A 22221-nucleotide genomic window follows, 5' to 3' on the forward strand; every position below is an offset into this window, starting at 1 on the left:
CTAAACGCCTCTTTTTTCTTAACGGCCGCCTCTCTCGGGCGGCCGTTTTTGCATTGATCCGACAAACGAATTCAACTCTGCGACATTGCGCACTTGAAAAGTCACTGTTTTTTCTTGCTTTTTATGGATGTCCATGTCAGCTAGGCATCGGCTCGGGCGCAGGGGCTTCGATCTCTCATTGATCCCTTTTCGAGCCCCAATTCCTGTATTTGCCCGCTTGCGGCATATGCCATTCCCCTGCGCTCTCGTCGTCTTGCAGCTGCGCCCGGTGACCTCCGTCGGTCTTCGTTATTTCGGTGTGCGCTCGGGACCTTGAGATCGCAGTATGGAGACTTAGTTTTTTGGAAACGAAGACGTTCGCTGAGCTCGGTCTCAGCCCCAAGGTGCAGGCCGCCATCGAGGCTGCCGGCTATTCCACTCCGACCCCCATCCAACAAGCAGCCATCCCGGTGGCGGTGACGGGACGCGACGTTCTCGGTATCGCGCAAACGGGAACCGGCAAAACCGCCTCTTTCGTGCTGCCGATGATCGCGCGGCTCGAAACGGGCCGGGCGCGGGCGCGGATGCCGCGCTCCCTCATCCTGGCGCCGACGCGCGAGCTTGCCGCGCAGGTTGCACAGAGCTTCGAGAAGTACGGCGTCAATCACAAGCTCAACGTCGCCCTGCTCATCGGCGGCGTCTCGATGGATGACCAGGTTCGCAAGCTCGATCGCGGCGTGGATGTGCTGATCGCGACGCCGGGCCGGATGCTCGACCATTTCCAGCGTGGACGCCTGATGCTGATGGGCGTCGAGATCCTCGTCATCGACGAAGCCGACCGCATGCTGGACATGGGCTTCATCCCGGACATCGAGAAGATCTGCAAGCTGCTGCCGCCGCGCCGGCAGACGCTCTTCTTCTCCGCGACCATGCCGCCGGAGATCACGCGCCTCGTCAGCCAGTTCCTGCGCGATCCCGAGCGGATCGAAGTGGCGCGCCCGGCAACGACGGCAAACACCATCACGCAGCGCTTCCGTTTCACGGCGGACGGCGAGGATTGGGTGAAGCGCGAACTTCTGCGCGACATGATCAGCACTGGAAACGTCAAGAACGCGATCATCTTCTGCAATCGCAAGCGCGACGTGGCCATCCTCCTCAAGTCGCTTCAGAAGCACGGCTTCAACGCCGGCGGGCTGCATGGCGATATGGACCAGAGCGCGCGCACGGAGACGCTGGACAAGTTCCGCAATGGCGAGATCAGCCTGCTGGCGGCCAGCGACGTCGCGGCACGCGGCCTCGACATTCCGGATGTCTCGCACGTCTTCAATTTCGATTTGCCGTGGCAGCCCGACGACTACGTGCACCGCATCGGGCGCACGGGACGCGCGGGGCGCGAAGGCACCGCGCACTCGATCGTGACGCCGGATGATTTGAAGTCCTTCAAGGACATCGAGAAGATGCTCGGCGTCGACGCCGAGTGGATCGGCGAGCCGCCGTCCCAAGACGACTTTGCGGACGCCGGCAAGCGGAAGCGCGGACGTGGTGGACGCGGTGGACGTCCGGGTGCGCCGCGCGAAGGTGGACGCAGCGAAGGCGGCCGGGGCGAGGGCCGTGGCGGAGAGGGCCGTGGCGAAAGCCGCGGCGCATCGGGCCGCGGAGATCGCGGACGCCGGGACGGAAGCGCAGACCGCGGTCGCGACAGGCAACCGGAGAAGCGCGCCAGCGCCTCCGCCGAGGCAGAACCGATTCGCGACAACGGGTCCGGCGAACAGCCCCAGATCGAGGCCGCACCCGCACGGCAGCCGCGCGAAGAACGGCCCGCGCCGAAGCGGTCCGAAGGCCGTAGATCGGAGCCGCGCCGCGAGCGCACGGCACCGGCAGCGGACGTCAAGCCCGAGGTTGCGGCGGATGTACCGCGTGCACCGGATTCTCCGCGCGCCGCGCCTGATTCTCCGCGCGGAGCGCAACGCGGCGACAATCGTCCGGCTGCTCAAACCTCGCGTCCGGCCAGGCCCGCGCGCCCCGCCGGCGGCGGCGATGCTGCCGACAGCAAGTCGGCCGTCAGTGCTTTTGCCGGGAATGTGCCGGCGTTCATGCGGCGCCCGCCGCGCGCCGTCAAAGCCGCCAACGAGTAAACGCGTCCGACCACCGGATGCGATGGGCGGGCCGGATCGGCCCGCTCGACTGCCCCGCCTGCCCGTCTCTCCCCCGTGTTGCAGTGCTTCGCCGACCGCGCGTTTCCGTGCGGTCGGACATTCCGTGTTGTAGATCAGCACCTTGAGACTCAAACGTCGACGACGTGTCATGCGCTTTTGCTTGCTCGCGGCTCTGCATTGCACAACTTCGAGTCAAGCTATTTTTGCGGCGCAGCATCCTTAAGCTGTGGACAGATCCCCCCGCTGCCTAATTTCTCGGCGGGGCGCGAGCTAGTGTCGAATGGCATTGGAGGCGATAGCCATGCGTCATCACCCGCTCCCACTTTCACCTTCCCCATCCAGCCCGCTGCGGTCGCAGTTCGCGCACGTGGCCCCGGACATGATCGAGGCGGCGCAGCTGCGGCGTCTGGCCAGCACGGTGCTCTGCAAATCCCCCGAGGATCTGGCCGCGCTCGCCGAGACCAACCCCATGCTGGTGTGGGAGTGGATCGACGCCTTCCGCAAGGAAAGGCTCGCGGCGGAGGCGGAGGCGCGCTATTGGTCGGCTGCGGCAGCGGCGTTATCGACGGTGACACCCCTGCCGGTGCGCACAGCGGCCGAATAGGCCGCTCACGATCGATCGCAGCGGACCTTCCATGCCCGACTTCCAGATTAGCCGCTGGATCGAACTCGGGCCCGAGCGCGACGGGCTGATCACCGATCTCGACCGCATCTTCTTTTCATCGAGCGCGCGGCAATCGTTCGAGTCCGAGCAGGAAAAATCCCAGTTCCGGGAGCGCTGGCTCGGCCGCTACCTCAAGTATTTTCCCGACTGCGCCATCGTCGCACTCAATAACGAGGGGCGCGCGATCGGATATGTCATCGGCAGCGTCGACGATCCGGCCCAAGATCCGCTGTTCGCGGACCTTCCGTTTCTCGCCGAGTTCGCCGCGCTGACGGCCCGCTATCCCGCGCAACTGCACGTCAATATCGATGCGGATTGGCGCGGGCAGAAAATCGGAGCGGCGCTTGTCGGGGCGTTCGCCGAACTCGCAAGCGAAGCCGGAGCGCCGGGTATCCACGCCGTCACCGCGCGCGGCATGCGCAATGTCGGCTTTTATCTCGCCAACGGCTTTGAAGAGCGTGGCGCGACGACGATGAACGATCACGAGCTGATTTTCCTCGGCCGAGAGACCTAAAGCGCGGGCCTTAACTGGACGCGACCGGCAAGCCTCTGGCATAATTTGGAAAATTCGCCGCGAGTCGCATTTCGCGCGAGACATCGCATTCCGCGCGAGACAACGAGGGTCGATGACCGCAAGCCCTTTGCCTCCTTCCGCCTCCCCTCGCTCCGGCAAGGCGCCGGCCGTGCTGATCGAGAACGTGCAGAAATGGTTCGGCGACTTCCACGTGCTGCGAGACATCTCGCTCACCGTGAAGGAGGGCGAGAAGATCGTCATCTGCGGGCCGTCGGGCTCCGGAAAATCGACGCTGATCCGCTGCCTCAACGGGCTCGAGCGCCATGACAGCGGACGCATCGTCGTCGACGGCACCGAGCTGACTCGCGATCTCAGGACGCTCGACAAGATCCGATCCGAAGTCGGTATGGTGTTTCAGAGCTTCAATCTCTTTCCGCACCTGTCGGTGCTGGACAACCTGTGCCTGGCTCCGCAGTGGGTCCGCGGCGTGCGCAAGGCCGAGGCGGAGGCCGCCGCTTTGGCGCTGCTCGAGCGCGTGCGCATCGCCGATCAGGCGCGCAAGTTTCCAAGCCAGCTTTCGGGCGGACAGCAGCAGCGCGTCGCCATCGCCCGCGCGCTTGCCATGAACCCGCGCATCATGCTGTTCGACGAGCCGACGAGCGCGCTCGATCCGGAGATGGTCAAGGAAGTGCTCGACGTCATGATCGAACTCGCCAGCCAGGGCATGACCATGCTCGTGGTGACGCACGAGATGGGCTTCGCCCGTGCCGTCGCCGACCGCGTCGTGTTCATGGATCACGGCGAGATCGTCGAATCCGGGCCGCCCGACGTCATCTTCACGTCGGCGCGCCACGAGCGGACGCGGGCTTTCCTTTCGCAGATCCTGGGGCACTGACATGGCGCATGCTCCATCCTCATCCCGCCGCGCCATGTCCGCCGCTCTCGGCAGCCTTGCTGCTCTGTGCCTCGTCACGTCACTGGCTGCGGCGCAATCGACGACGCTGGAGACCGTCCGGAAGCGCGGACTTCTCAACTGCGGCGTGAATACCGGTCTCGCCGGTTTCAGCGTGCCAGACGACCGCGGGCGCTGGTCGGGGATCGACGCCGATTTCTGCCGCGCGGTGGCGGCGGCCATATTTCGTGACGGCAGCAAGGTGCGTTTCGTGCCGCTCAACGCCAAGGAGCGCTTCACGGCGCTCCAGTCCGGCGAGGTGGACATCCTGAGCCGCAACACGACCTGGACCATGAGCCGCGATACCTCGCTCGGGCTCAACTTCACGGGCGTGATCTACTACGACGGGCAGGCGTTCATGACGCGCAAGTCGCTCGGGCTCAAGTCCGCGGAGGAGCTCAAAGGGGCCAGCATCTGCGTGCAGAGCGGCACGACCAACGAACTCAATCTCGCCGACTTCTTCGCAACGCGCGGCGCCAGCTATCGCCCAGTCGTGTTCGAGCGCCTCGACGAAGTGCGCGGCGCCTACGTCAACGGGCGCTGCGACGCGTTCACGACCGACAGCTCCCAGCTCATTGCCGAGCGCACGCGACTGCCGGACCCCGACACGCACGAAATGTTGCCGGACCTGATCTCCAAGGAGCCGCTTGGGCCGGCGGTGCGCCAGGGCGATGCCGGGTGGTCCAACATCGTGCGGTGGACCCTGTTCGCGATGATCAACGCGGAGGAACTCGGCGTCACGAAGGACACCGTGGGCCAGCAGCTCGGCTCGTCCAATCCGGAAATCCGCCGGCTGCTCGGCAGCGAAGGCGAGTTCGGCAAGGCGCTCGGACTGGACAACGACTGGGTCGTCTCGATCGTGAAAGCGGTCGGAAACTACGGGGAGTGCTTCGAACGCAACCTCGGCTCGCAATCGCCGCTCAACATCGCGCGCGGACGCAATGCGTTGTGGACCAACGGCGGGCTGATCTACGCCCCGCCGGTGCGCTGAGGCGGCGATGATCAAACCCTTCCCGCCCCGCTGGCGAGATCCCGCAGTCTGGATCGACGCGGCCTACGATCCGCACATCCGGGGCATTGCGTTGCAGGCGCTGCTGCTGATCGCCGTGGCCCTGCTGGCGATTACAATCGGCCTCAATACGGCGGCCAATCTCAAAGCGCAGAACGTCGCCTCGGGCTTCGATTTCCTCTCGCGCACCGCGGGCTTCGACGTTTCGCAGGCGCTCGTGCCCTATTCGAGCGAAAGCAGCTATGCGCAGGCCTTCTGGGTGGGGCTTTCAAATACCCTTCTCGTGGCCGCGCTCGGCATCGTGTTCGCGACCGTCGTCGGGTTTGCGCTTGGCATCGCGCGCGTGTCCGAGAACTGGCTCGCCTCGCGGCTGGCGCTCGCCTATGTCGAGATCGTGCGCAACGTGCCGCTGCTGCTGCAGCTTCTCGTCTGGTATGTCGCCGTTCTGCGCAGCCTGCCCGCGCCCAGCGCCGCGTTCCATCTTCCTGGCGGCGGCGTGCTCGACGTGCGTGGCCTGCACGTGCCCCGTCTCGCATTCGAGCACGGATGGCTCGTTGCATTGACATTGACGCTTTCAATTGTGGGCGCTGTGCTTTTGTTGCGTGACGCGCGCAGTTTACGCGCACGCGGCCTGGCGAGAAGCCGGTCGGTCATTCGCGCGACATGGGCGGGCGTTGTGGTTGTGCCGCTTATCGCGCTCGTCTTGGCCGGCTCGACGATGCACGCGACCTATCCGACGCTTGGCCGCTTCAATCACGACGGCGGCGTTTCGATCGAACCGGAATTCCTTGCGCTGCTGGTCGGGCTGTCGATCTACACGGCGGCGTTCATCGCGGAGATCGTTCGCGCGGGTCTGCTCGGCGTGCCCGAGGGCCAGCGCGAGGCGGCGGCCGCCCTCGGGCTCAACCGCAGCCAGGCGTTGCGGCTCGTGATCCTGCCGCAGGCGCTCCGCATCATCATCCCGCCGCTCACCAACCAGTACCTGAACCTGACCAAGAACTCGTCGCTGGCGGTCGCCATCGGATACCCCGATCTTGTCTCCGTGTTCGCGGGCACGGTGCTCAACCAGACCGGACAGGCCGTCGAGGTGATCGCCATCACGATGGGCGTCTATCTCGTGATCAGCTTGGCGACGGCCATGTTCATGAACTGGCTCAATACCCGCACGGGATGGAGGGAGCGATGAGCAACCTCTCCTTTTCGGGCGACAACGCCGCGCGCTGGTTCAACGCGCTTCGCGGCACACTGTTCGCGACGCCTGGACAGGCAGGTGTCAGTCTCGCGCTGCTCGCGATCTCAGGCTGGATCCTCGTCGCCTTCGTCGATTGGACCATCGTCAGCGCCGTGTTTCAAGGCAGTGACGGCTCGGCCTGCCGCGTGCCGGGCGCGGGTGCCTGCTGGCCGTTCATCACCCACAAGATGGGGCTGTTCCTATACGGGCGTTATCCGGAGGCGGAGCTCTGGCGCGTGCATCTGACGGGCCTACTGGCGCTCGCCGGGCTCGTGCCGCTGATGACGCCGCGCGTGCCGCACAAGCTGGCGCTGTCGCTCTACATGCTGGTCGTCTTTCCCATCCTGGCTTCGATCCTGCTGTACGGCGGCCTGTTCGGGCTGCCGCGTGTCGGGACTGAGCGTTGGGGGGGGCTGCTGCTCACCCTCGTGATCGCGAGCGTCGGCATTGCGGCCTCCTTCCCGCTTGGCGTGCTGCTCGCCCTCGGCCGCCGCTCCGAGCTTCCGATCGTGCGCTGGCTTTCGATCGGCTACATCGAGCTGGTGCGCGGCGTGCCGCTTGTGACAGTTTTGTTCATGGCGTCCGTCATGCTGCCGCTGTTTCTGCCGCCGGATGTCACAATCGACAAACTGGTGCGGGCGCTGGTCGGCGTGGCGCTGTTTTCGGCCGCCTACATCGCGGAAGTGATTCGCGGCGGCCTGCAGGCCATCCCGCGGGGCCAGTACGAAGCGGCCGAAGCCCTCGGTCTTGGATACTGGAGGAAAATGGGGCTTATCGTGCTGCCCCAAGCGATCCGGATCGTCATTCCCGGACTGGTCAACTCCTTCATCTCGCTCTTTAAAGACACGAGCCTCGTGCTGATTATCGGGCTCTTCGACCTGATCGGGATCATCGAGCAGTCGATCCAGGCGGACGCGAAATGGTTTTCGCCACAAACGGCCTCCACCGGATATTTCTTCGCCGCAGCAGTGTTTTGGGCATTCTGTTTTGCGATGTCCCGCTATTCGGCAGCATTGGAGCGGCGCCTCGAGACTTCCCATCGCCGCTGAGGATAAAGGCCCAGCTGCCCCAGAATGCATGACAACAGAGCCCTCCTGGTATAAGCATTGGCCGCCATCAAAAACAAAATCCGGTGGCGCAAAACTGGGGGATTTCCATGTTTCTGCCTGCTGAATACGCAATCTATGAACCTGTCGTCATCGCCGCCGCAATCGTGTTTGTCGTTGCCCTGATCGGCAACGTCCTCTCGTTTTCGAGCCGCTTTGGAAACGCGTTTCTGACCGCCGTGATCTTCGCCGCAATCTTCGGCGTGCTCGCGTTCGTCAGCAAAGTGAACGCGCCGCCGCCGCACTTCCTGCCCGGCGAATATGCTGTTGCCGAACTCGTTCTGATCGCCGCGGCCATCGTGTTCGTCGTCGATCTGCTCGGCAACCTGCTCTCGTTCTCGAACCGCTTCGTCAGCGCGCTCGTGACGGCCATCGTGTTCGCAGCCGTATTCGGCGGCCTCACTTATGTGGCTGACCGCGAAGGCATCGCAATCCCGGCCGCGACGGACATCGTTCCGGCACCGGTTGCTCCTACGCCGACGCCCTAAAACGGTCGCAGGCATCATCTCAGGAGGGCGGCTCGACTGGGCCGCCCTTTTTGTTTTTGGGCGAGAGCTACGGATCACAGCATGCCGGCGACATGCGCGCCAATCGCAAGCGACGATGTAAGGCCGGGGCTCTCGATGCCGTAGAGCGCGACAAGGCGATCGACGCCATGGTGGCTGGCGCCATGAATGGCGAAGTCCGCTACCGGCTCGCCCGCCTTGTAGATTTTCGGCCGGACGCCGACGTAAGCCGGATGCAAGGCACCGCCGGGAAGCCCCGGCCAGTAGCGCCGGATCTCGGCCTCGAACGCGGCGCGGCGCGCGCCATCCTGTTCGTCAAAGACGTAGCTCGGCTCACCGTCCTGCCATTCGAGGTCGGGGCCGAATTTCGCGCGCCCTGCAATGTCGAGCGTGAGGTGAATGCCGAGCCAGCCGCTGTCCGGCATCGGGTACACGAGGTGGCGGAACGGGGCTTTGGATGCGAGCGCGTAGTAATGGCCGCGCGCCGGATAGACCTGCGGGACGCGATAGCCTGGCCGATATGGGATGCGCGTGCCGAGCCGCGTTGCGCCCAGTCCGGCCGCGAGCACAAGGTTTCGGGCTGTGAGACGCGCAGGCGCTTGCGTGCCGCTCGCGATCGACAGCTCGAATGTGCCGTCGCTGCCGATCCCGATCTCTTCGACGGCGTGGTTCAGGACGACGTTTCCGTCCTCGGCGCGAAGGTGTCCTTCGAGGGCGACCAGCAGGGCGTGGCTGTCGATCACGCCGGTGGACGGAGACAGCACGGCGGCGGCGCAGGACAACTCCGGTTCGAGCGCGCGCGCCTCGGCAGCGGTGAGGGAAGCGAGGTCCTTCACGCCGCAGGCGCGCGCGTTCGCCGCCAGTGCATCGAGGCGAGCGCAGTCCGCCGCGGCCGTCGCGACCAGCAGCTTGCCGCAGCGGGCGACCGGCACGCCTGTTTCCCGCGCAAATTCGTAGAGGAGGCGGCGACCTTCGACGCAGAACTTCGCGCGCAGGCTGCCGGGCGGGTAGTAGAGACCGGCGTGAATGACCTCGCTCGACCGGCTGCTGGTCTCCTGGCCGATCGCGGCATGGCGCTCGAGGACGAGGACGTCATGGCCGGCCAGCGCAAGCGCCCGGGCCGCCGCCAGTCCGACGAGGCCCGCCCCCACAACGACCGTCTCGATATCCGGCGCCGTCATGTCCCCTCTTGACCGATCGCCACTTGACTGTTCGGTCGGCCATGTTCTCGAATGATTCTTTTTTGCATTATTGTTTGCTATTACAGTCTATTAGCGCGCGCAACCTCACAGGTTATCCACAGGTTGGGCGTCAATTTTCGCGTGCAAGGACAAACGTAGAACACTGCTTTTTAGCGCGGGGGCCGATGTTTTACACAGTCATCTTCGGACGACCGGAAGCGCCGGCGCGGTCGATCGCGCGCTCGCGAAAACAATAAGGCCGCCTGCCCCTTTCGGGACAGCGCGGCCTTGCGCTTTGCACTGTATCGGCGCTCCGGGTCAGAGCGGCGGCGGCGTATCCGGCAACTGCGACTGGTAGGGCTCCGGCTGGCTGCTGCCTTCGGTCGTCGGCGACGATGTGCTCGCTCCGGCTGCCCGCTCCGGCCGGCTCACGCCGGCAAGTGGATCATCCGTGCGCCGCGACTTGCCCTCGAAGAAGGCGCCCTGCTCGATGGCCATCGTCTGGTGATAGATATCGCCCTCGACGTGGCTCGAGCTTTGCAGCAGGACACGGCGGCCGCGCACCGTTCCGAGGAGGTGGCCGCGAATGACGCATTCCTCGGCAATGACGCCACCGGTGACGCGGGCGCGTTCGCCGATCACGACATGAGTGCCGTAAATATCGCCCTGCACCTCGCCTTCGATCTGGACCTCGCCCTTGGACGTCAGGTTGCCATGGATGACGAGATCGACCCCGATGACGGACACGCCGGCCGGTCCGCCTGGACGGAACGACGCCGCGCTTTGTCGTGGACCGAGCGTCGACGGCGTCGAGAGGTTAGAGATGTTCGATTGGGGACTATCTGTTTCCGGCTTGCGGAATTGAGGCAGCATACGTTGAACCTCCGCGGTTACGCTCGACCTGTCGCGAATTTTCTGATCAGCACCTTAGCTGGTGCTTTGGCTTTAAGCAGCCCTCCAATCAACACGCCCTAAGGCGCTAACCGATTGGCATCCTTCCCCAACAGGCGTCTAGCACGGTTTCATCAGCCGGTCATTAAATCTCGCACAAAGCCCATAATTCAGCTGTGAACGACGTTGACCGCAAGGCCGCCGCCGGCGGAACGCACCGCGCTATTAATCATCATGCTGAAGTCTTTGCCTGCCGAACGGCATCCAGCACTTCAGCGGCGTGCTGCTTGGGAGAAACCTTGCGCCAAATGCGGGCCAGCCGGCCCTCGGGCGAGACCAGGAACGTCGCGCGCTCGACCCCCATGAAGGTACGGCCGTACATCTGCTTCTCGACCCAGACGCCGTAGGCGTTTGCCGCCGTTTTTTCCTCGTCCGACGCCAGGCGAAGATCAAGCTCGTGCTTGCACTTGAACTTGTCGTGGCTCTTGGGACTATCCGGCGAGATGCCGATCACGACGGCACCGGCGCTGTCGAACTCGCGGTTGAGCGCGCTGAACTCGCGCGCCTCGATGGTGCAACCTTCGGTATCGTCCTTGGGATAGAAGTAGAGCACGACCCAGTGGCCTCGAAAGGCCTCAAGCGCGAGCCGGTCGCCGCCGTCAGACGGGAGATCGAAGAGAGGCGCCAAATCGCCGTCCTGAAGCATGGGCTTGCGCCTTTCTTTTGTCGCTTTCTGTGAGCCAAATCACGGCCTTCGGCGGTGCGCGCCGGGGGCAAATTCGGGATCTTGAAGCGTCCAATAGGATTGCCGCGGGCCGGGCGCAAGGCGCCCTCGGCCGGATGCGTAATTCATTGGGCCGTTTCCGTTGGGCATTGGGACTTGAGGGCGGTGGTTTGGCAAGCGCGGCGTTGGGCCTCTGCGCGGCCTAGCAGTTGCCGTTTCGCGTAACACCTGCCGGCTTGCTCCGCGTCGTGTATACCCCGCTCTCGCGCAACCGCGGGACCGGTGACCCGACGACTGGAAAGTGCTCTTATCCTTTCAACTTCCTCGGCCGGAGAACGTTCTTGGGGATGACGACACATCGTTCCGGCAACTCGAGGGCCGATGCGCGCCGCGAAGGAACGCCGCTGATCGGCGTGTCCGAGCCGACGGACGACCGCGAACTCAGCCCGGCCGTCGAGTTCGCATTGGAGACGGCCCGCGTTCTCGGATTGTATATCATCGTGCCGGTGCTGCTGCTCTCGTTCGGCGCGGCGGCGCTTGGGTACGTCTGGCTGATGCACAGCCCGGTGCCGCTGAAATCATTCAGCTCGCGCATCGAGTCGCGGATCAACGCATCGCTCAGCGGCTTCCGCGCCAACATCGACGATGCCTTCCTCGCCATCGGCGCCGACAAGGGCGTCGAACTCAGGCTTACGAACTTGCGCATCAAGGACGCGAGTGGCGACGATGTCGTCTCAGCGCCCGAAGCGGCGGTAAAATTCAGCAAGGCCGCGCTGTGGCGCCTGGATGCCGTGCCGGAGCGCATCAATCTCATTCAGCCGAAACTCGCGGTGGTCTATAGCGACGCCAACGGCTTTTCCCTCAGTATCGCCAATGACGGGCAAGGCGCGGGGGCGTCCACGCCGCATCCGGAAACGGCGCTCGATCCGGCTGCGCCACACGATCCGGCCACACCCGCCGGCGGCACCGCGAAACCCGCCGCTAGCTTCCATCGCATCGACATCGCGAAAGTGCTGGCCGACGCGTCGCAGCGCGCGCGGCAAGGCGACGAGACGGAAAACCTGCTCAGGAAATTCGGCGTGCTGGACGCCATCGTCAGCGTGACCGACAACGGCAAGGTCAGCGAGATCCATGTCGAGGAAGCCACTGTCGATCTCGATCACACCGCGCGCAACAGCGTGATATCCGGCGAAGCGACGATCAGTTCGCGGGAGCGGCCATGGCATTTGTCGTTCCGCATGGAAGAGGCGAACGACGCCGACGCCATCAAACTGACGGCGAACGTCGAACGCTTCGTGCCGCGGACTCTGGCCAAGTTGTCGCCCCGTCTGATCTTGCTCGAAGCGCTGGACATGCCGATGACCGGCGCACTCGCCGTCAACCTTTCGACAGGCGGCGACGTCCGCAGTGCCGATCTCGCGCTGAATGTCGAACAAGGATCCATCGTCCTGCCGTCCCTCGGGAACGCGCCGATGCAGCTGGACAGTGGACAGCTGGCGCTGCGGTACGATGCCGCCAAACAGCAGGTGGCGCTTGCGCCCTCGGCGCTGAACTGGGCCGGCGGCCGCATCACCCTTGCCGGTGCCATTTCAAGCGACCCGCCCGGAGCTGGCCCCCCGCAGTGGCATTTCGAACTTCAAGGAACCGACGGCGTTCTTTCTGCCGAAGAGTTCAAGCTTCCCGCAATGGCCATCGACGAATTCAAGGCGGCCGGGCGCGTGATCCCAGCCGAAGGGCTGGTCCAGCTCTCCGAATTCCTGCTCAGGGCCGGCGGCGGCGCTGTAACGGCCAACGGCGAGGTCATCAACGGCACCGGGCCGCCGAGCACACGCATCGAAGCGGCCATCTCACCCATGCCGCTCGCAACGCTCAAGACGATCTGGCCGCGCGCCGTTGCACCCACCGCGCGGACGTGGGTCGGCGAGCAGGTGAAGAAAGCCAGCCTGCAAGCGGCCTCGCTGAAGTTCCTGTCCGGCCGTTTCCTCGACAGCGAGGATGGACTCGCCGACGCGGTTCCCAACGCGTCGCGTGAACGCCTGTCGGCCAGCCTCGAAGTCACCGACCTCAACATGGAGCCGCTGCCGCGCAGCCTGCCGATCGAGGCCCCGCGCGCCGTGCTGCGGATGGAAAACAGCTCACTCGAAGTGAACGTGCCGGAAGCGGCGATCGTCGCCGGGCCCGAGTACAGATTGCCGCTCAAGGGCGTGCGGCTGACGGTGGTGGACGTTCGGCATGAAGCGCCCATCGCCGAGCTTGCGCTCAAGTCGCAAACGACGCTGCCAATCCTGATCGAGACGCTGAACCGCAGCCAGTTTCATCTGGCCGGACAGGGACCGCTGCCGATCCAGGGGATCGAAGGCAAAGTCGATGGCGAGATCAAAATCTCGATGCCGCTCGTCAACGACTCGAGCACGCCCAAGGCGGTCGGAAAGGCCCGCATCAGCGACATTCGCGGCACGAGCAAAGACTACCACGTGGACCTCAAGGGCGGCACGATCGACGTCGACGTCTCCGACATCGGCGTGGTCGCCAAAGGCGATCTGACGATCAACGGCGTGCAGGCCAAGCTCCACATGCACCGCATCCTGGACGGCGCGCCGGAAGCCCAGCCGCCCGTAAAAATCACGGCGTCTCTCGACAATGCCGACCGGACGCAGCTTGGCCTCGACGTCAACCATCTGATCCAGGGCGCGATGCCCGTCGAGATCACAGTGACGCAAAAGGCCGACGCGCAGGCCTTTGTCCATGTGCGCGGCGACCTGACCAATGCCGAGCTTCTGCTTTCGGGCGTGGCGTGGAAGAAACCCGTAGGCCGGCCGGCGTCGCTTGAATTCGATCTCGGGGCCGCCGGGCCTGGCAAAATCAACCTCAACAACTTCAAGGTCATTGGCGACAATATCGCCGTCGACGGATCGGCTGTGGTCGAGGAGCGGCCCGAGGGGCGCGAGGTCAGCGAATTCTCCTTCCCCAATTTCTCGATCAACGTCGTCTCACGTCTCGATGTCCGCGGCACCATGAACGACAAACGGATCTGGACGATCTCCGCCAAGGGCTCGACGTTCGAGGCAAAGGACGTTTTCCGCTCGATGCTCGCGCTCGGTAACAAGGAAGACGTGATCAAACCCCGCCATCCCGCGGCGGGCGTGGATTTCACGGCCGACATCGACACCGTGATCGGAAATTCCGAAATCTCCTTACGCAAGACGAAGATCAAGTACTCCGAGCGCAACGACAAGATCGTCGCCCTCGAGGCCGACGGGATGCTCGAAGGCGGAAATCCGGTGATGATGGAGCTCAAGCCGGGCGGGCCGCGCATCGCCTACGCGAAGGCGAGCGATGCCGGGTCGATGCTCAAGATGATCGGCCTTTACCCGAACATCAAGGGCGGGCGCATGGAGCTCGAGGTCAAACTCGACGGCCAGGGCGCGGTCGACAAAAGCGGCGTTCTCTCGATCGATAACTTCCGAGTGCTCGGAGACCCGATCATATCCGAGGTGTATTCGAGCGCCGAGGGCGGGCCGGGCGGCGCGCCGAAGAAGCCGGCGGAGCGGCAGGTGTTCGAATTCCAACGCATGGAAGTGCCGTTCTCGATCGGGCACGACCAGTTCGTGCTGGACGATTCCTATCTGCGCGGGCCGCTGATGGGCGCTTCGATCCGCGGGCGCGTCGACTTCAATGCCCGGCGAGTCAATCTCGGCGGCACCTACATTCCGCTGCAGGGCATTAATGCCGCCGTATGCGACATTCCCCTGTTCGGGCCTCTTGTCGCCGGCTTCGATTGCCAGGGCGTGTTCGGGATCACCTATGCGATCCAGGGCCCGATGTCAGGGCCGGAAGTCATCGTCAATCCGCTATCAATGTTCACGCCTGGCATTCTGCGCGGCATCATGGAGCTGACCAGCCCCAATCCGCAGGTTCAGGAGCGGGCGCCGAAGCGCCCTGCCGCCGAGCAGCGCGTGCGCGCATCGAGCACGAACCCGGAGCGCGGGTCCGCGGTCGACGGCTGGTCTTCGGAGACGACGCCGGGCGGGACGAAGAAGAAGTAAGTGCGCCAGCGCGGCTCAGGCGGGCTTCAGAAGCACGTGCTTCTTCTTGCCGAGCGACAGCTTGATCACGCCATCGCCGCTGAGATCACTCTCCGAAAGCTTCGCCTTCTCGTCCGTGACCGCGGTGTCGTTGACGCGAAGACCGCCGCCCTTGATCTGGCGGCGCGCTTCGCTGGTCGACGCCACGAGGCCAGCGTCGACGAACGCCGAAAGGACGCCGATCGTGGCGGCAAGATCCGCCCTCGATATGGCGACTGTCGGCAGGCCGGCGGCGAGGCCGCCTTGCTCGAATGTCGTCTTCGCCGTTTCGGCCGCCGCCGTCGCCTTATCGCGGCCGTGGATGAGCGCGGTCGCCTCGGTGGCCAGGATCTTCTTGGCTTCGTTGATCTCGGCACCACCAAGTGCTGCCAGCTTCTCGACCTCGGCAAGTGGGAGCGTGGTGAACAGCTTCAGGAAGCGCGCGACATCCGCGTCCTCGGTGTTGCGCCAGTATTGCCAGTAGTCGTAAGCGGACAGTTGGGCTTCGTTGAGCCAGACGGCGCCGGATGCGGTCTTTCCCATCTTGGCTCCGGACGCGGTCGTCAGAAGGTTGCAGGTCAGCGCATAGAGCTGGTGGGGCACGCCCATGCGCCGGCCGAGATCGATGCCGGTGACGATGTTGCCCCATTGGTCGGAACCGCCCATCTGCAGGTTGCAGCCATAGCGGCGAGCAAGCTCTGCGTAGTCGTAGGCCTGCAGCAGCATGTAGTTGAACTCGATGAACGACAGCTCCTGCTCGCGGTCGAGGCGGAGCTTAACCGAGTCCATGGACAGCATTCGGTTCACCGACATGTGGCGGCCCACGTCGCGCAGGAACTCGATGTAGTTGAGCTTGGCCAGCCATTCGGCGTTGTCGAGCATCAGCGCATCGGCCTTGCCGTCACCGAACGACAAGAACCGCGTGAACACCGTCTTGATCTGGTTCTTGTTGTCCTCGATGGTCTCGAGGGTCAGGATCTTGCGCGTCTCGTCGCGGCCGGACGGATCGCCGACCCGCGTCGTGCCGCCGCCCATCAGCGCAATCGGTTTGCCCGCGCCCGACGCCTGCAGCCAGTGCAGCATCATGATCGACAGGAGATGGCCGATATGCAGGGACGGGGCCGTGCAGTCGTACCCGACGTAAGCCACGACTTTGCCCGTGCGCGCCAGTTCGTCGACGCCGGCGCCATCGGAGCACTGGTGGATGAACCCGCGCTCGGTCAGAATGTTGAGGAAGTCGGATCGGAAATTGGTCATGACGGCGTGCGGGAACCTTCTTATTGTCCGGCGCCGCGCCGTCTCCGCCAAAACTCCGGCGATCGGCGCGATCGTCGCCGGACGGCTTCGGCGGGGGGTCGCTTTTCGGCAGGACCATGCATGAGGAGACGCGCATGAGCAAGCAGCAGGGAGAGGTTTGGCGCGCCCTGGGCCTCATGAGCGGCACCTCGCTCGATGGAATTGACGTGGCGGTTCTCGACACCGACGGAGAGCGCGTGCTGGGGCGCGGACTTCCGGCCACCTACCCTTATTCTGATGCGTTCCGTGGGCAGCTTCGCGAAGGGCTCGCCGAGGCGGCCGGCCTGCAGAGCCGGAGCGCCCGGCCCGGCCGGCTCAAGCTCCTCGAGCGCTACCTGACGGAGCTGCATGGGGAAGCCGTGGCGAATTACCTCGCCGATCATGACATCCCGCCGGAGAGCATCGATGTCATCGGCTTTCACGGCCAGACCGTGCTGCATCGGCCCGAGGCGGGCCTCACCGTGCAACTCGGGGACGGAGCGCTGCTGGCGGGCCTCTGCGGACGTCCCGTGGTCTACGATCTCCGGTCGGCCGACGTCGCGGCAGGAGGCCAGGGCGCGCCGCTCGCGTCCGTCTACCACCGCGCGCTCGCGGACGACATTGCGCAGCGCCCGCTCGTCATTCTCAATCTCGGCGGTGTCGCGAACGTCACCTGGATCGGGCCTGACGGAACGTTGATCGCCTTCGACACCGGTCCGGCGTCGGCGATGATCGATGACTGGTGCCAGGCTAAAGCGGGTCTCCCGTTCGACATCGGGGGGCAGTTGGCCGCGCGCGGCCACGCTGACGAGGACATCGTCCGCGGATGGCTGGCGAAGCCCTTTTTCGCATTGCCGCCGCCGAAGTCTCTCGATCGCAACGATTTCGATGCGGCGCCGATTGCCGGGATGTCGGCGGAGGACGGAGCGGCGACGCTGACGGCCTTCTCAGCGGCGGCAGTCGCGCAAGCGCTCGACCATCTCCCCCAGCGTCCGGAGCTGTGGATCGCGTCGGGCGGCGGACGCAAGAATGCGACACTGCTCGGCATGATCGCGGAGCGCGTCGGGGCGCCCGTGCTTCCGGCCGAGGAATTCGGGATCGATGGAGACGGGGTGGAGGCCGAAGCGTGGGCCTACCTCGCCGTGCGCTCGCGCCTCGGCCTGCCGATCACATTTCCCGGCACGACGGGCGTGACAACGCCGCTGACCGGGGGCTTGCTCGCGGATGTCGCGAATTGACGTTTTTGGCGCGTCCGTCCACGAGATAATGTCCGTCAGTATTGCCGCGGGCGGTGCGCCAAAGGATGCCGGCTGCCGCTTTGCGCATGGCCCGCTTGCTCTGCCTGCACGGTTCAAGGCAATGTCGCCGCAATAGGACTTCGCGATGTCAGCCGGGAAGACTGGGGTCGGGAAGTCTGGGGACGAGAAGACGGGGGACGGGAATGAGCGGGCTGCTGGCACTTCTGGATGATGTCGTGGCCTTGGCCAAGCTCGCCGCCGTGACGGTCGACGACGCGGCCGCGCAGGCCGTGAAGGTCGGCGCGAAGACGGCGGGAGTCGTGATCGACGACGCGGCCGTCACGCCCCGCTACGTCACAGGGCTCGCAGCCCAGCGCGAGTTGCCGATCGTGGGCCGGATCGCGTTCGGCTCGCTGAAGAACAAAATGCTCTACCTGCTGCCGGCAGCACTCCTTCTCAGCGTGTTTCTGCCGTCCGCGATCACCCCGCTGCTTATGCTCGGCGGGCTTTACCTCGCGTACGAAGGCTTCGAGAAGGTGCTGCACTGGGTTACCGCGGCGCCTGTCGCCAACATCGTCGATGCGACGGCTGCGGGTGTCGATGCGAAGACGCTCGAAGACAAGCGCGTGGCCGGGGCCATCCGCACGGACTTCATTCTCTCGGCCGAAATCATGGCCATTGCGCTGGCCAATACAGAGGTGCCCGATCTCACGACCAAGGCGCTCGTGCTCGCGGTCGTCGCGCTGCTGGTCACCGTCGGCGTCTATGGAGCCGTCGCGCTGATCGTCAAGGCCGACGATCTCGGCGTGGCGCTGGCGCGCCGAAACGGGGCGATCTCCGGCCCGATCGGCCGGGGTCTGGTGTTTGGCATGCCGCCGTTCCTGCAATTGCTCAGCGTCGTCGGCACAGTCGCGATGCTTTGGGTCGGCGGCGGGATCCTGGTGCACGGCTTGCAAGAATACGGCTTCGCCGGGCCTGAGCACGTCCTCCATGCGCTATCGGATGCCGCACGAAACGCCGTGCCGGCCATTGGCGAGGTGGTCGCGTGGTTCGCGGGCGCATCCGGCGCAGCGGTTGTCGGGCTTGTCGCCGGCGCGGCTGTCGCCGTCGTCGTCTCGGCCTTCAACGCGGTTTTCGGATCCGGCAAAGCGACGAGTCACTGAGATCGGTGGGCCACTGAGGTCCGTCAGCGGCGCCACCACCAGCGCGTCCATCGCATCCACGTCGTCCACGGCCACAGCGCCGAGTGAGCGGCGGCGCTCGCCTCGTCGGCCGCGTTGGCTTGCGGGGCGAGGCGGCGGACGAGAATCCAGCCCGCGACGAAGCCGCCGATGTGGGCCCACCAGGCGATGCCTCCTGCGCCGGCCGGGAGCGCGAGCGATCCGGCCGCCTGCATCACCTGCGACAGGAACCAGAACCCGGCGAACAAAAGTGCGGGCATCATGAAGAAGACCGGCACGATGACGATGGGCTGCAGAATATTCACCCAGGCGTAGGGGAAGCGGCGTGCGTACGCGGCGATCACGCCGGCGATGGCGCCCGATGCGCCGATGGTCGGCACGGGCGACGAATAATTGAAGACGACGTGCATGAGGCCGGCGGCAAGCCCCGACACGAGGTAGAGCGCGAGGAACCGTCCCGGCCCGAGCCGATCCTCCAGCGCGGGTCCGAACACCCAGAGCGTCCAGAGGTTCGACAGGATGTGCATGAACCCGCCGTGCAGGAACATGCTCGTGAGAAACGGCGTGAGGTCCCAGCGCGCGAGACCCTGCGACGCGCTCCAAGAACCATCGGTGAAGCGCGCGGGCACCAGCGCGTAGGCGCGGAAGAAGGCTTCCTGCGCCGCAGCCGACAGCGTCAGCTGATAGACGAAGACCAGCACGCACAGCGCGATCAGGCATCCCGTAACCCAAGGGCGGGCCGTGTAGGGAACCGTATTGCTGGCTGGAATCACGGAACCCTCGCGATGCTTATCGCGAGGATCCTAGTGCGTCGGAGGTTTTAGCTCCAGTTGGCCATTGGCCTATTCGTCGTCGCTGTCGTCAGCGGCTTCGGCTACGCCGCGGGTCGCTTCCTCGCGCTCGCGTTCACGCTCGCGCTCGCGGGCGGCTTCCCGCTCCTTCTCGCGATCCTTCTGCGCTTCGCGATCGGCAATGGCCTTGGCGAGACGCATGTCGAGATAGCCGCCGACGACGGTCTGGAGATCTTCCGTCTTGTTCTCGAAGAAGTGGTTCGCGCCGGGGATGATCTCGTGGTCGATCTTGATGCCGCGCTGCGTCTTCAGTTTGCCCGTCAGCTCGGCAACCGAGTTCGACGGCACGACGCGATCCTTGTCGCCGTTGACCATCAGTCCCGAGGACGGGCACGGGGCGAGGAACGAGAAGTCGTACAGGTTGGACGGCGGGGCGACGCAGATGAAGCCGTCGATCTCGGGACGGCGCATCAGAAGCTGCATGGCGATCCAGGTGCCGAACGATACGCCGGCGATCCAGCAGTACTTCGCATCCGGCTTGACGATCTGGAGCCAATCGAGGGCCGATGCGGCATCCGCCAGCTCGCCCGGGCCGCCATCCCAGAAACCCTGGCTGCGGCCGACACCGCGGAAGTTGAAGCGGAGGACCGAGAACCCGCGCTGCGCGAACGTATAATAGAGGCTGTAGACCACCTGATTGTTCATCGTCCCGCCGAACTGCGGGTGGGGATGCAGGATAAGCGCAATCGGGCTGTCGTTGGCGGGCTCGTGGTGGTAGCGGGCTTCGATGCGGCCCGCAGGCCCATTGATGATCAGCTCGGGCATAGGTCCTGCTTCGTGTCCAAAATCAGAAGGGTTGCAAGGGCCGGAGCGGGTAATTTTCGGCCTGGGTGCGCGTTATCGACACTTCACGCGGATGTTCCCAAGAGAATGCTTGATTTCCCCGCTCGGAATTTTCATATTCCGCTTACAAGTTTAGAACGGTTCGAAAGAATGACCGCGTTGCGGCCGACTTTCGGGCCATCGTTACCGGCGTGTGGCGTCTCTTAGCACACGACCGGTAGTCAGTTGCAAGCAGTATGAGCCCACGCTGGGCCCACAGTCCGAGCGGTGACGAGATGGAACTCAATACGAGAGGCCGCTACGCGGTCATGGCGATGGCCGATCTCGCCAAATACGGGAACGGCGCGTCCGTGCCCCTTTCGGCCATCGCGCAGCGCCAGCGCATCTCGCTCGACTACCTCGAGCAGCTTTTCCTCAAGCTGCGGCGCGCGGGTCTCGTGGATAGCGTTCGCGGCCGCCACGGCGGCTACAAGCTCGGCCGGGCACCCGGTGAGATCTTCGTCGCCGAGATCATGTCGGCGGTGGAAGAAGGCACGCGCATGACGCGCTGCTTCGGCGAACAGGCGGCGGGGTGCCTCGGCGAGAGCCGTTGCCTCACGCACGATCTCTGGAGCGCGCTCGGCGACCGCATCGAATCGTTTCTCGCGGGCGTAAGCCTGACCGACGTGCTCGACGGCATTCCCGCCGAGGCCGTGGGGCGCTCCCCGCGTCTTGCACCGGTAGCCGTTTCAAACGTGGAGGGGCCGACGCAGTGAGCGTGGCGCGCACATATCTCGATCATAACGCTTCGGCGCCTCTGCGCCCGGCGGCGCGCGAGGCCGTCGTGGCCGCGCTCGACGTGTTCGGGAATGCGTCGAGCGTGCACGGCGAAGGCCGCCGCGCACGCGCGCTCATCGACGAGGCGCGCGAGGCGGTCGCTCAGCTCGTCAACGCGCGCCCGGCTGAGGTCGTGTTCACCAGTGGCGCGACCGAAGCCAACGTATGGGCCCTTTCGCAGCCGTGGGAGCGGATCGCGGTGGCGGACGTCGAGCATGACTCCGTTCGCGCACCAGCGGCCCAGGTTGCAGCGGCGCGCGGACGTCCGGTCGTCGCGCTGCCGGTTGCGCAGGACGGCGCCGTGGATGTCGCGGCCGCCGAAGACGGCCAGGGTGTGAACGGACCGGGACTGCTGATCGCATTGCAGATGGCCAACAACGAAACGGGCATCGTCCAGGACGTGGCGCAGGCCGGACTTTGGGCGACGGGGCACGGCGCGCGGATCCATTGCGACGCGGTGCAGGCTCCGGGGCGAATCCCGATCGATTTTCCGACGCTCGGCGTAACGACGCTCAGCCTTTCGGCGCACAAGATGGGCGGCCCCAAGGGCGTCGGTGCGCTTGTCGTCAGCGGAAATACGCCCCTTGCGCCTTTGATCGCAGGCGGCGGCCAGGAAATGCGCCGGCGGGCCGGCACCGAGAACGTCGCGGCCATCGCCGGGTTCGGCGCTGCGGCGCGGGCCGCGCTCGACGATCTGAAATCCGCTTCGCGGGTGGCGGCGTTGCGCGACCGGCTCGAAGCCGACGTGCTTCGCATGACGCCGCACGCGGTCGTCATCGGAGCGGGTTCGCGGCGGCTGCCGAACACGTCGTCGATTGCGGTCGAGGGCGTCTCGGCGGAAACGCTCATTATCAAATTCGATCTCATGGGCGTCGCCGTCAGCGCGGGTTCGGCCTGCTCGTCCGGCAAAGTCGGGGCAAGCACGGTTCTATCGGCGATGGGGCTTGCACCCGAGATTGCGCGCGGCGCGATCCGGATCAGCCTCGGGCCCGAGACTACAGAGGACGACATCGCGGCCTTTCTCGCCGCATGGCGGAAGATTCATGGCGGCGCATCGCTCGCTGCATAATTGGGTTTCACGAGGCGGCCCCGGGCCGCGC

The 22221-nt window shown here is 65.2% G+C and carries 19 protein-coding genes; 13 read left to right on the forward strand and 6 right to left on the reverse strand.

Annotated elements, in window-relative coordinates; translation table 11 throughout:
- Positions 1 to 341: 341 nt before the first annotated feature.
- The 8 genes from ACTIFK_RS00120 to ACTIFK_RS00155 all read left to right on the forward strand — a co-directional run bounded on the left by ACTIFK_RS00120 (position 342) and on the right by ACTIFK_RS00155 (position 8099).
- On the forward strand, positions 342 to 2114 hold the full coding sequence (locus ACTIFK_RS00120; RefSeq protein WP_439541007.1) for a DEAD/DEAH box helicase: 1773 nt from the start codon (positions 342 to 344) through the stop codon (positions 2112 to 2114).
- A 301-nt stretch (positions 2115 to 2415) separates the two neighbouring features.
- Positions 2416 to 2739: a hypothetical protein gene (locus ACTIFK_RS00125; protein ID WP_439541008.1), complete on the forward strand. Its 324-nt coding sequence runs from the start codon at positions 2416 to 2418 to the stop codon at positions 2737 to 2739.
- 31 nt (positions 2740 to 2770) lie between these two features.
- Positions 2771 to 3313 carry a GNAT family N-acetyltransferase gene (locus ACTIFK_RS00130; protein WP_439541009.1) on the forward strand — a complete coding sequence of 181 codons (543 nt, stop codon included), beginning with the start codon at positions 2771 to 2773 and terminating at the stop codon, positions 3311 to 3313.
- Positions 3314 to 3425: 112 nt separating this feature from the next.
- Positions 3426 to 4208 carry an amino acid ABC transporter ATP-binding protein gene (locus ACTIFK_RS00135; RefSeq protein WP_439541010.1) on the forward strand — a complete coding sequence of 261 codons (783 nt, stop codon included), beginning with the start codon at positions 3426 to 3428 and terminating at the stop codon, positions 4206 to 4208.
- Position 4209: 1 nt separating this feature from the next.
- Entirely contained in the window at positions 4210 to 5256 is a 1047-nt protein-coding gene (locus ACTIFK_RS00140) for an amino acid ABC transporter substrate-binding protein (protein WP_439541011.1), read from the forward strand.
- 7 nt (positions 5257 to 5263) lie between these two features.
- Positions 5264 to 6460, forward strand: a complete 1197-nt coding sequence (locus ACTIFK_RS00145; RefSeq protein WP_439541012.1) for an amino acid ABC transporter permease — start codon at positions 5264 to 5266, stop codon at positions 6458 to 6460.
- Positions 6457 to 7554 (forward strand): amino acid ABC transporter permease, encoded by a 1098-nt coding sequence (locus ACTIFK_RS00150; RefSeq protein ID WP_439541013.1) that lies wholly within the window; start codon positions 6457 to 6459, stop codon positions 7552 to 7554. The genes ACTIFK_RS00145 and ACTIFK_RS00150 overlap by 4 nt, the downstream gene beginning before the upstream one ends.
- A gap of 107 nt (positions 7555 to 7661) precedes the next feature.
- On the forward strand, positions 7662 to 8099 hold the full coding sequence (locus tag ACTIFK_RS00155; RefSeq protein WP_439541014.1) for a hypothetical protein: 438 nt from the start codon (positions 7662 to 7664) through the stop codon (positions 8097 to 8099).
- 74 nt (positions 8100 to 8173) lie between these two features.
- On the opposite strand, the gene ACTIFK_RS00160 is transcribed toward ACTIFK_RS00155, so the two are convergent.
- From ACTIFK_RS00160 to ACTIFK_RS00170, 3 genes are all read right to left on the reverse strand, one after another.
- Entirely contained in the window at positions 8174 to 9298 is a 1125-nt protein-coding gene (locus tag ACTIFK_RS00160; protein WP_439541015.1) for an NAD(P)/FAD-dependent oxidoreductase, read from the reverse strand.
- Positions 9299 to 9616: 318 nt separating this feature from the next.
- Entirely contained in the window at positions 9617 to 10171 is a 555-nt protein-coding gene (locus tag ACTIFK_RS00165; RefSeq protein ID WP_439541016.1) for a bactofilin family protein, read from the reverse strand.
- Positions 10172 to 10421: 250 nt separating this feature from the next.
- Positions 10422 to 10895 (reverse strand): peroxiredoxin, encoded by a 474-nt coding sequence (locus tag ACTIFK_RS00170; protein WP_439541017.1) that lies wholly within the window; start codon positions 10893 to 10895, stop codon positions 10422 to 10424.
- Between the two features lie 365 nt (positions 10896 to 11260).
- Between ACTIFK_RS00170 and ACTIFK_RS00175 the strand changes: the two genes are divergently transcribed.
- Positions 11261 to 14959, forward strand: coding sequence for a hypothetical protein (locus ACTIFK_RS00175; RefSeq protein WP_439541018.1), 3699 nt, complete (start codon positions 11261 to 11263; stop codon positions 14957 to 14959).
- Between the two features lie 15 nt (positions 14960 to 14974).
- Here ACTIFK_RS00175 and tyrS read toward each other — a convergent pair whose 3' ends face one another.
- A complete protein-coding gene (tyrS, locus tag ACTIFK_RS00180) occupies positions 14975 to 16234 on the reverse strand; it encodes a tyrosine--tRNA ligase (RefSeq protein ID WP_439541019.1) in 1260 nt (419 codons plus the stop codon).
- Between the two features lie 134 nt (positions 16235 to 16368).
- Between tyrS and ACTIFK_RS00185 the strand changes: the two genes are divergently transcribed.
- Together ACTIFK_RS00185 and ACTIFK_RS00190 are read left to right on the forward strand one after the other, a co-directional pair.
- Entirely contained in the window at positions 16369 to 17490 is a 1122-nt protein-coding gene (locus ACTIFK_RS00185; RefSeq protein ID WP_439541020.1) for an anhydro-N-acetylmuramic acid kinase, read from the forward strand.
- 203 nt (positions 17491 to 17693) lie between these two features.
- Complete coding sequence (locus ACTIFK_RS00190; protein WP_439541021.1) at positions 17694 to 18653, forward strand: DUF808 domain-containing protein; 960 nt, start codon at positions 17694 to 17696, stop codon at positions 18651 to 18653.
- A gap of 23 nt (positions 18654 to 18676) precedes the next feature.
- Here ACTIFK_RS00190 and ACTIFK_RS00195 read toward each other — a convergent pair whose 3' ends face one another.
- A complete protein-coding gene (locus ACTIFK_RS00195) occupies positions 18677 to 19444 on the reverse strand; it encodes a rhomboid family intramembrane serine protease (protein ID WP_439541022.1) in 768 nt (255 codons plus the stop codon).
- Positions 19445 to 19513: 69 nt separating this feature from the next.
- Entirely contained in the window at positions 19514 to 20287 is a 774-nt protein-coding gene (locus ACTIFK_RS00200; RefSeq protein ID WP_439541023.1) for an alpha/beta hydrolase, read from the reverse strand.
- A 254-nt stretch (positions 20288 to 20541) separates the two neighbouring features.
- Between ACTIFK_RS00200 and ACTIFK_RS00205 the strand changes: the two genes are divergently transcribed.
- Positions 20542 to 21060, forward strand: a complete 519-nt coding sequence (locus tag ACTIFK_RS00205) for an Rrf2 family transcriptional regulator (protein ID WP_439541024.1) — start codon at positions 20542 to 20544, stop codon at positions 21058 to 21060.
- Positions 21057 to 22190: a cysteine desulfurase family protein gene (locus ACTIFK_RS00210; protein WP_439541025.1), complete on the forward strand. Its 1134-nt coding sequence runs from the start codon at positions 21057 to 21059 to the stop codon at positions 22188 to 22190. The genes ACTIFK_RS00205 and ACTIFK_RS00210 overlap by 4 nt, the downstream gene beginning before the upstream one ends.
- Positions 22191 to 22221: the final 31 nt, after the last annotated feature.

Source organism: Hyphomicrobium sp. (assembly GCF_051860585.1).
Classification (GTDB): Bacteria; Pseudomonadota; Alphaproteobacteria; order Rhizobiales; family Hyphomicrobiaceae; genus Hyphomicrobium_C.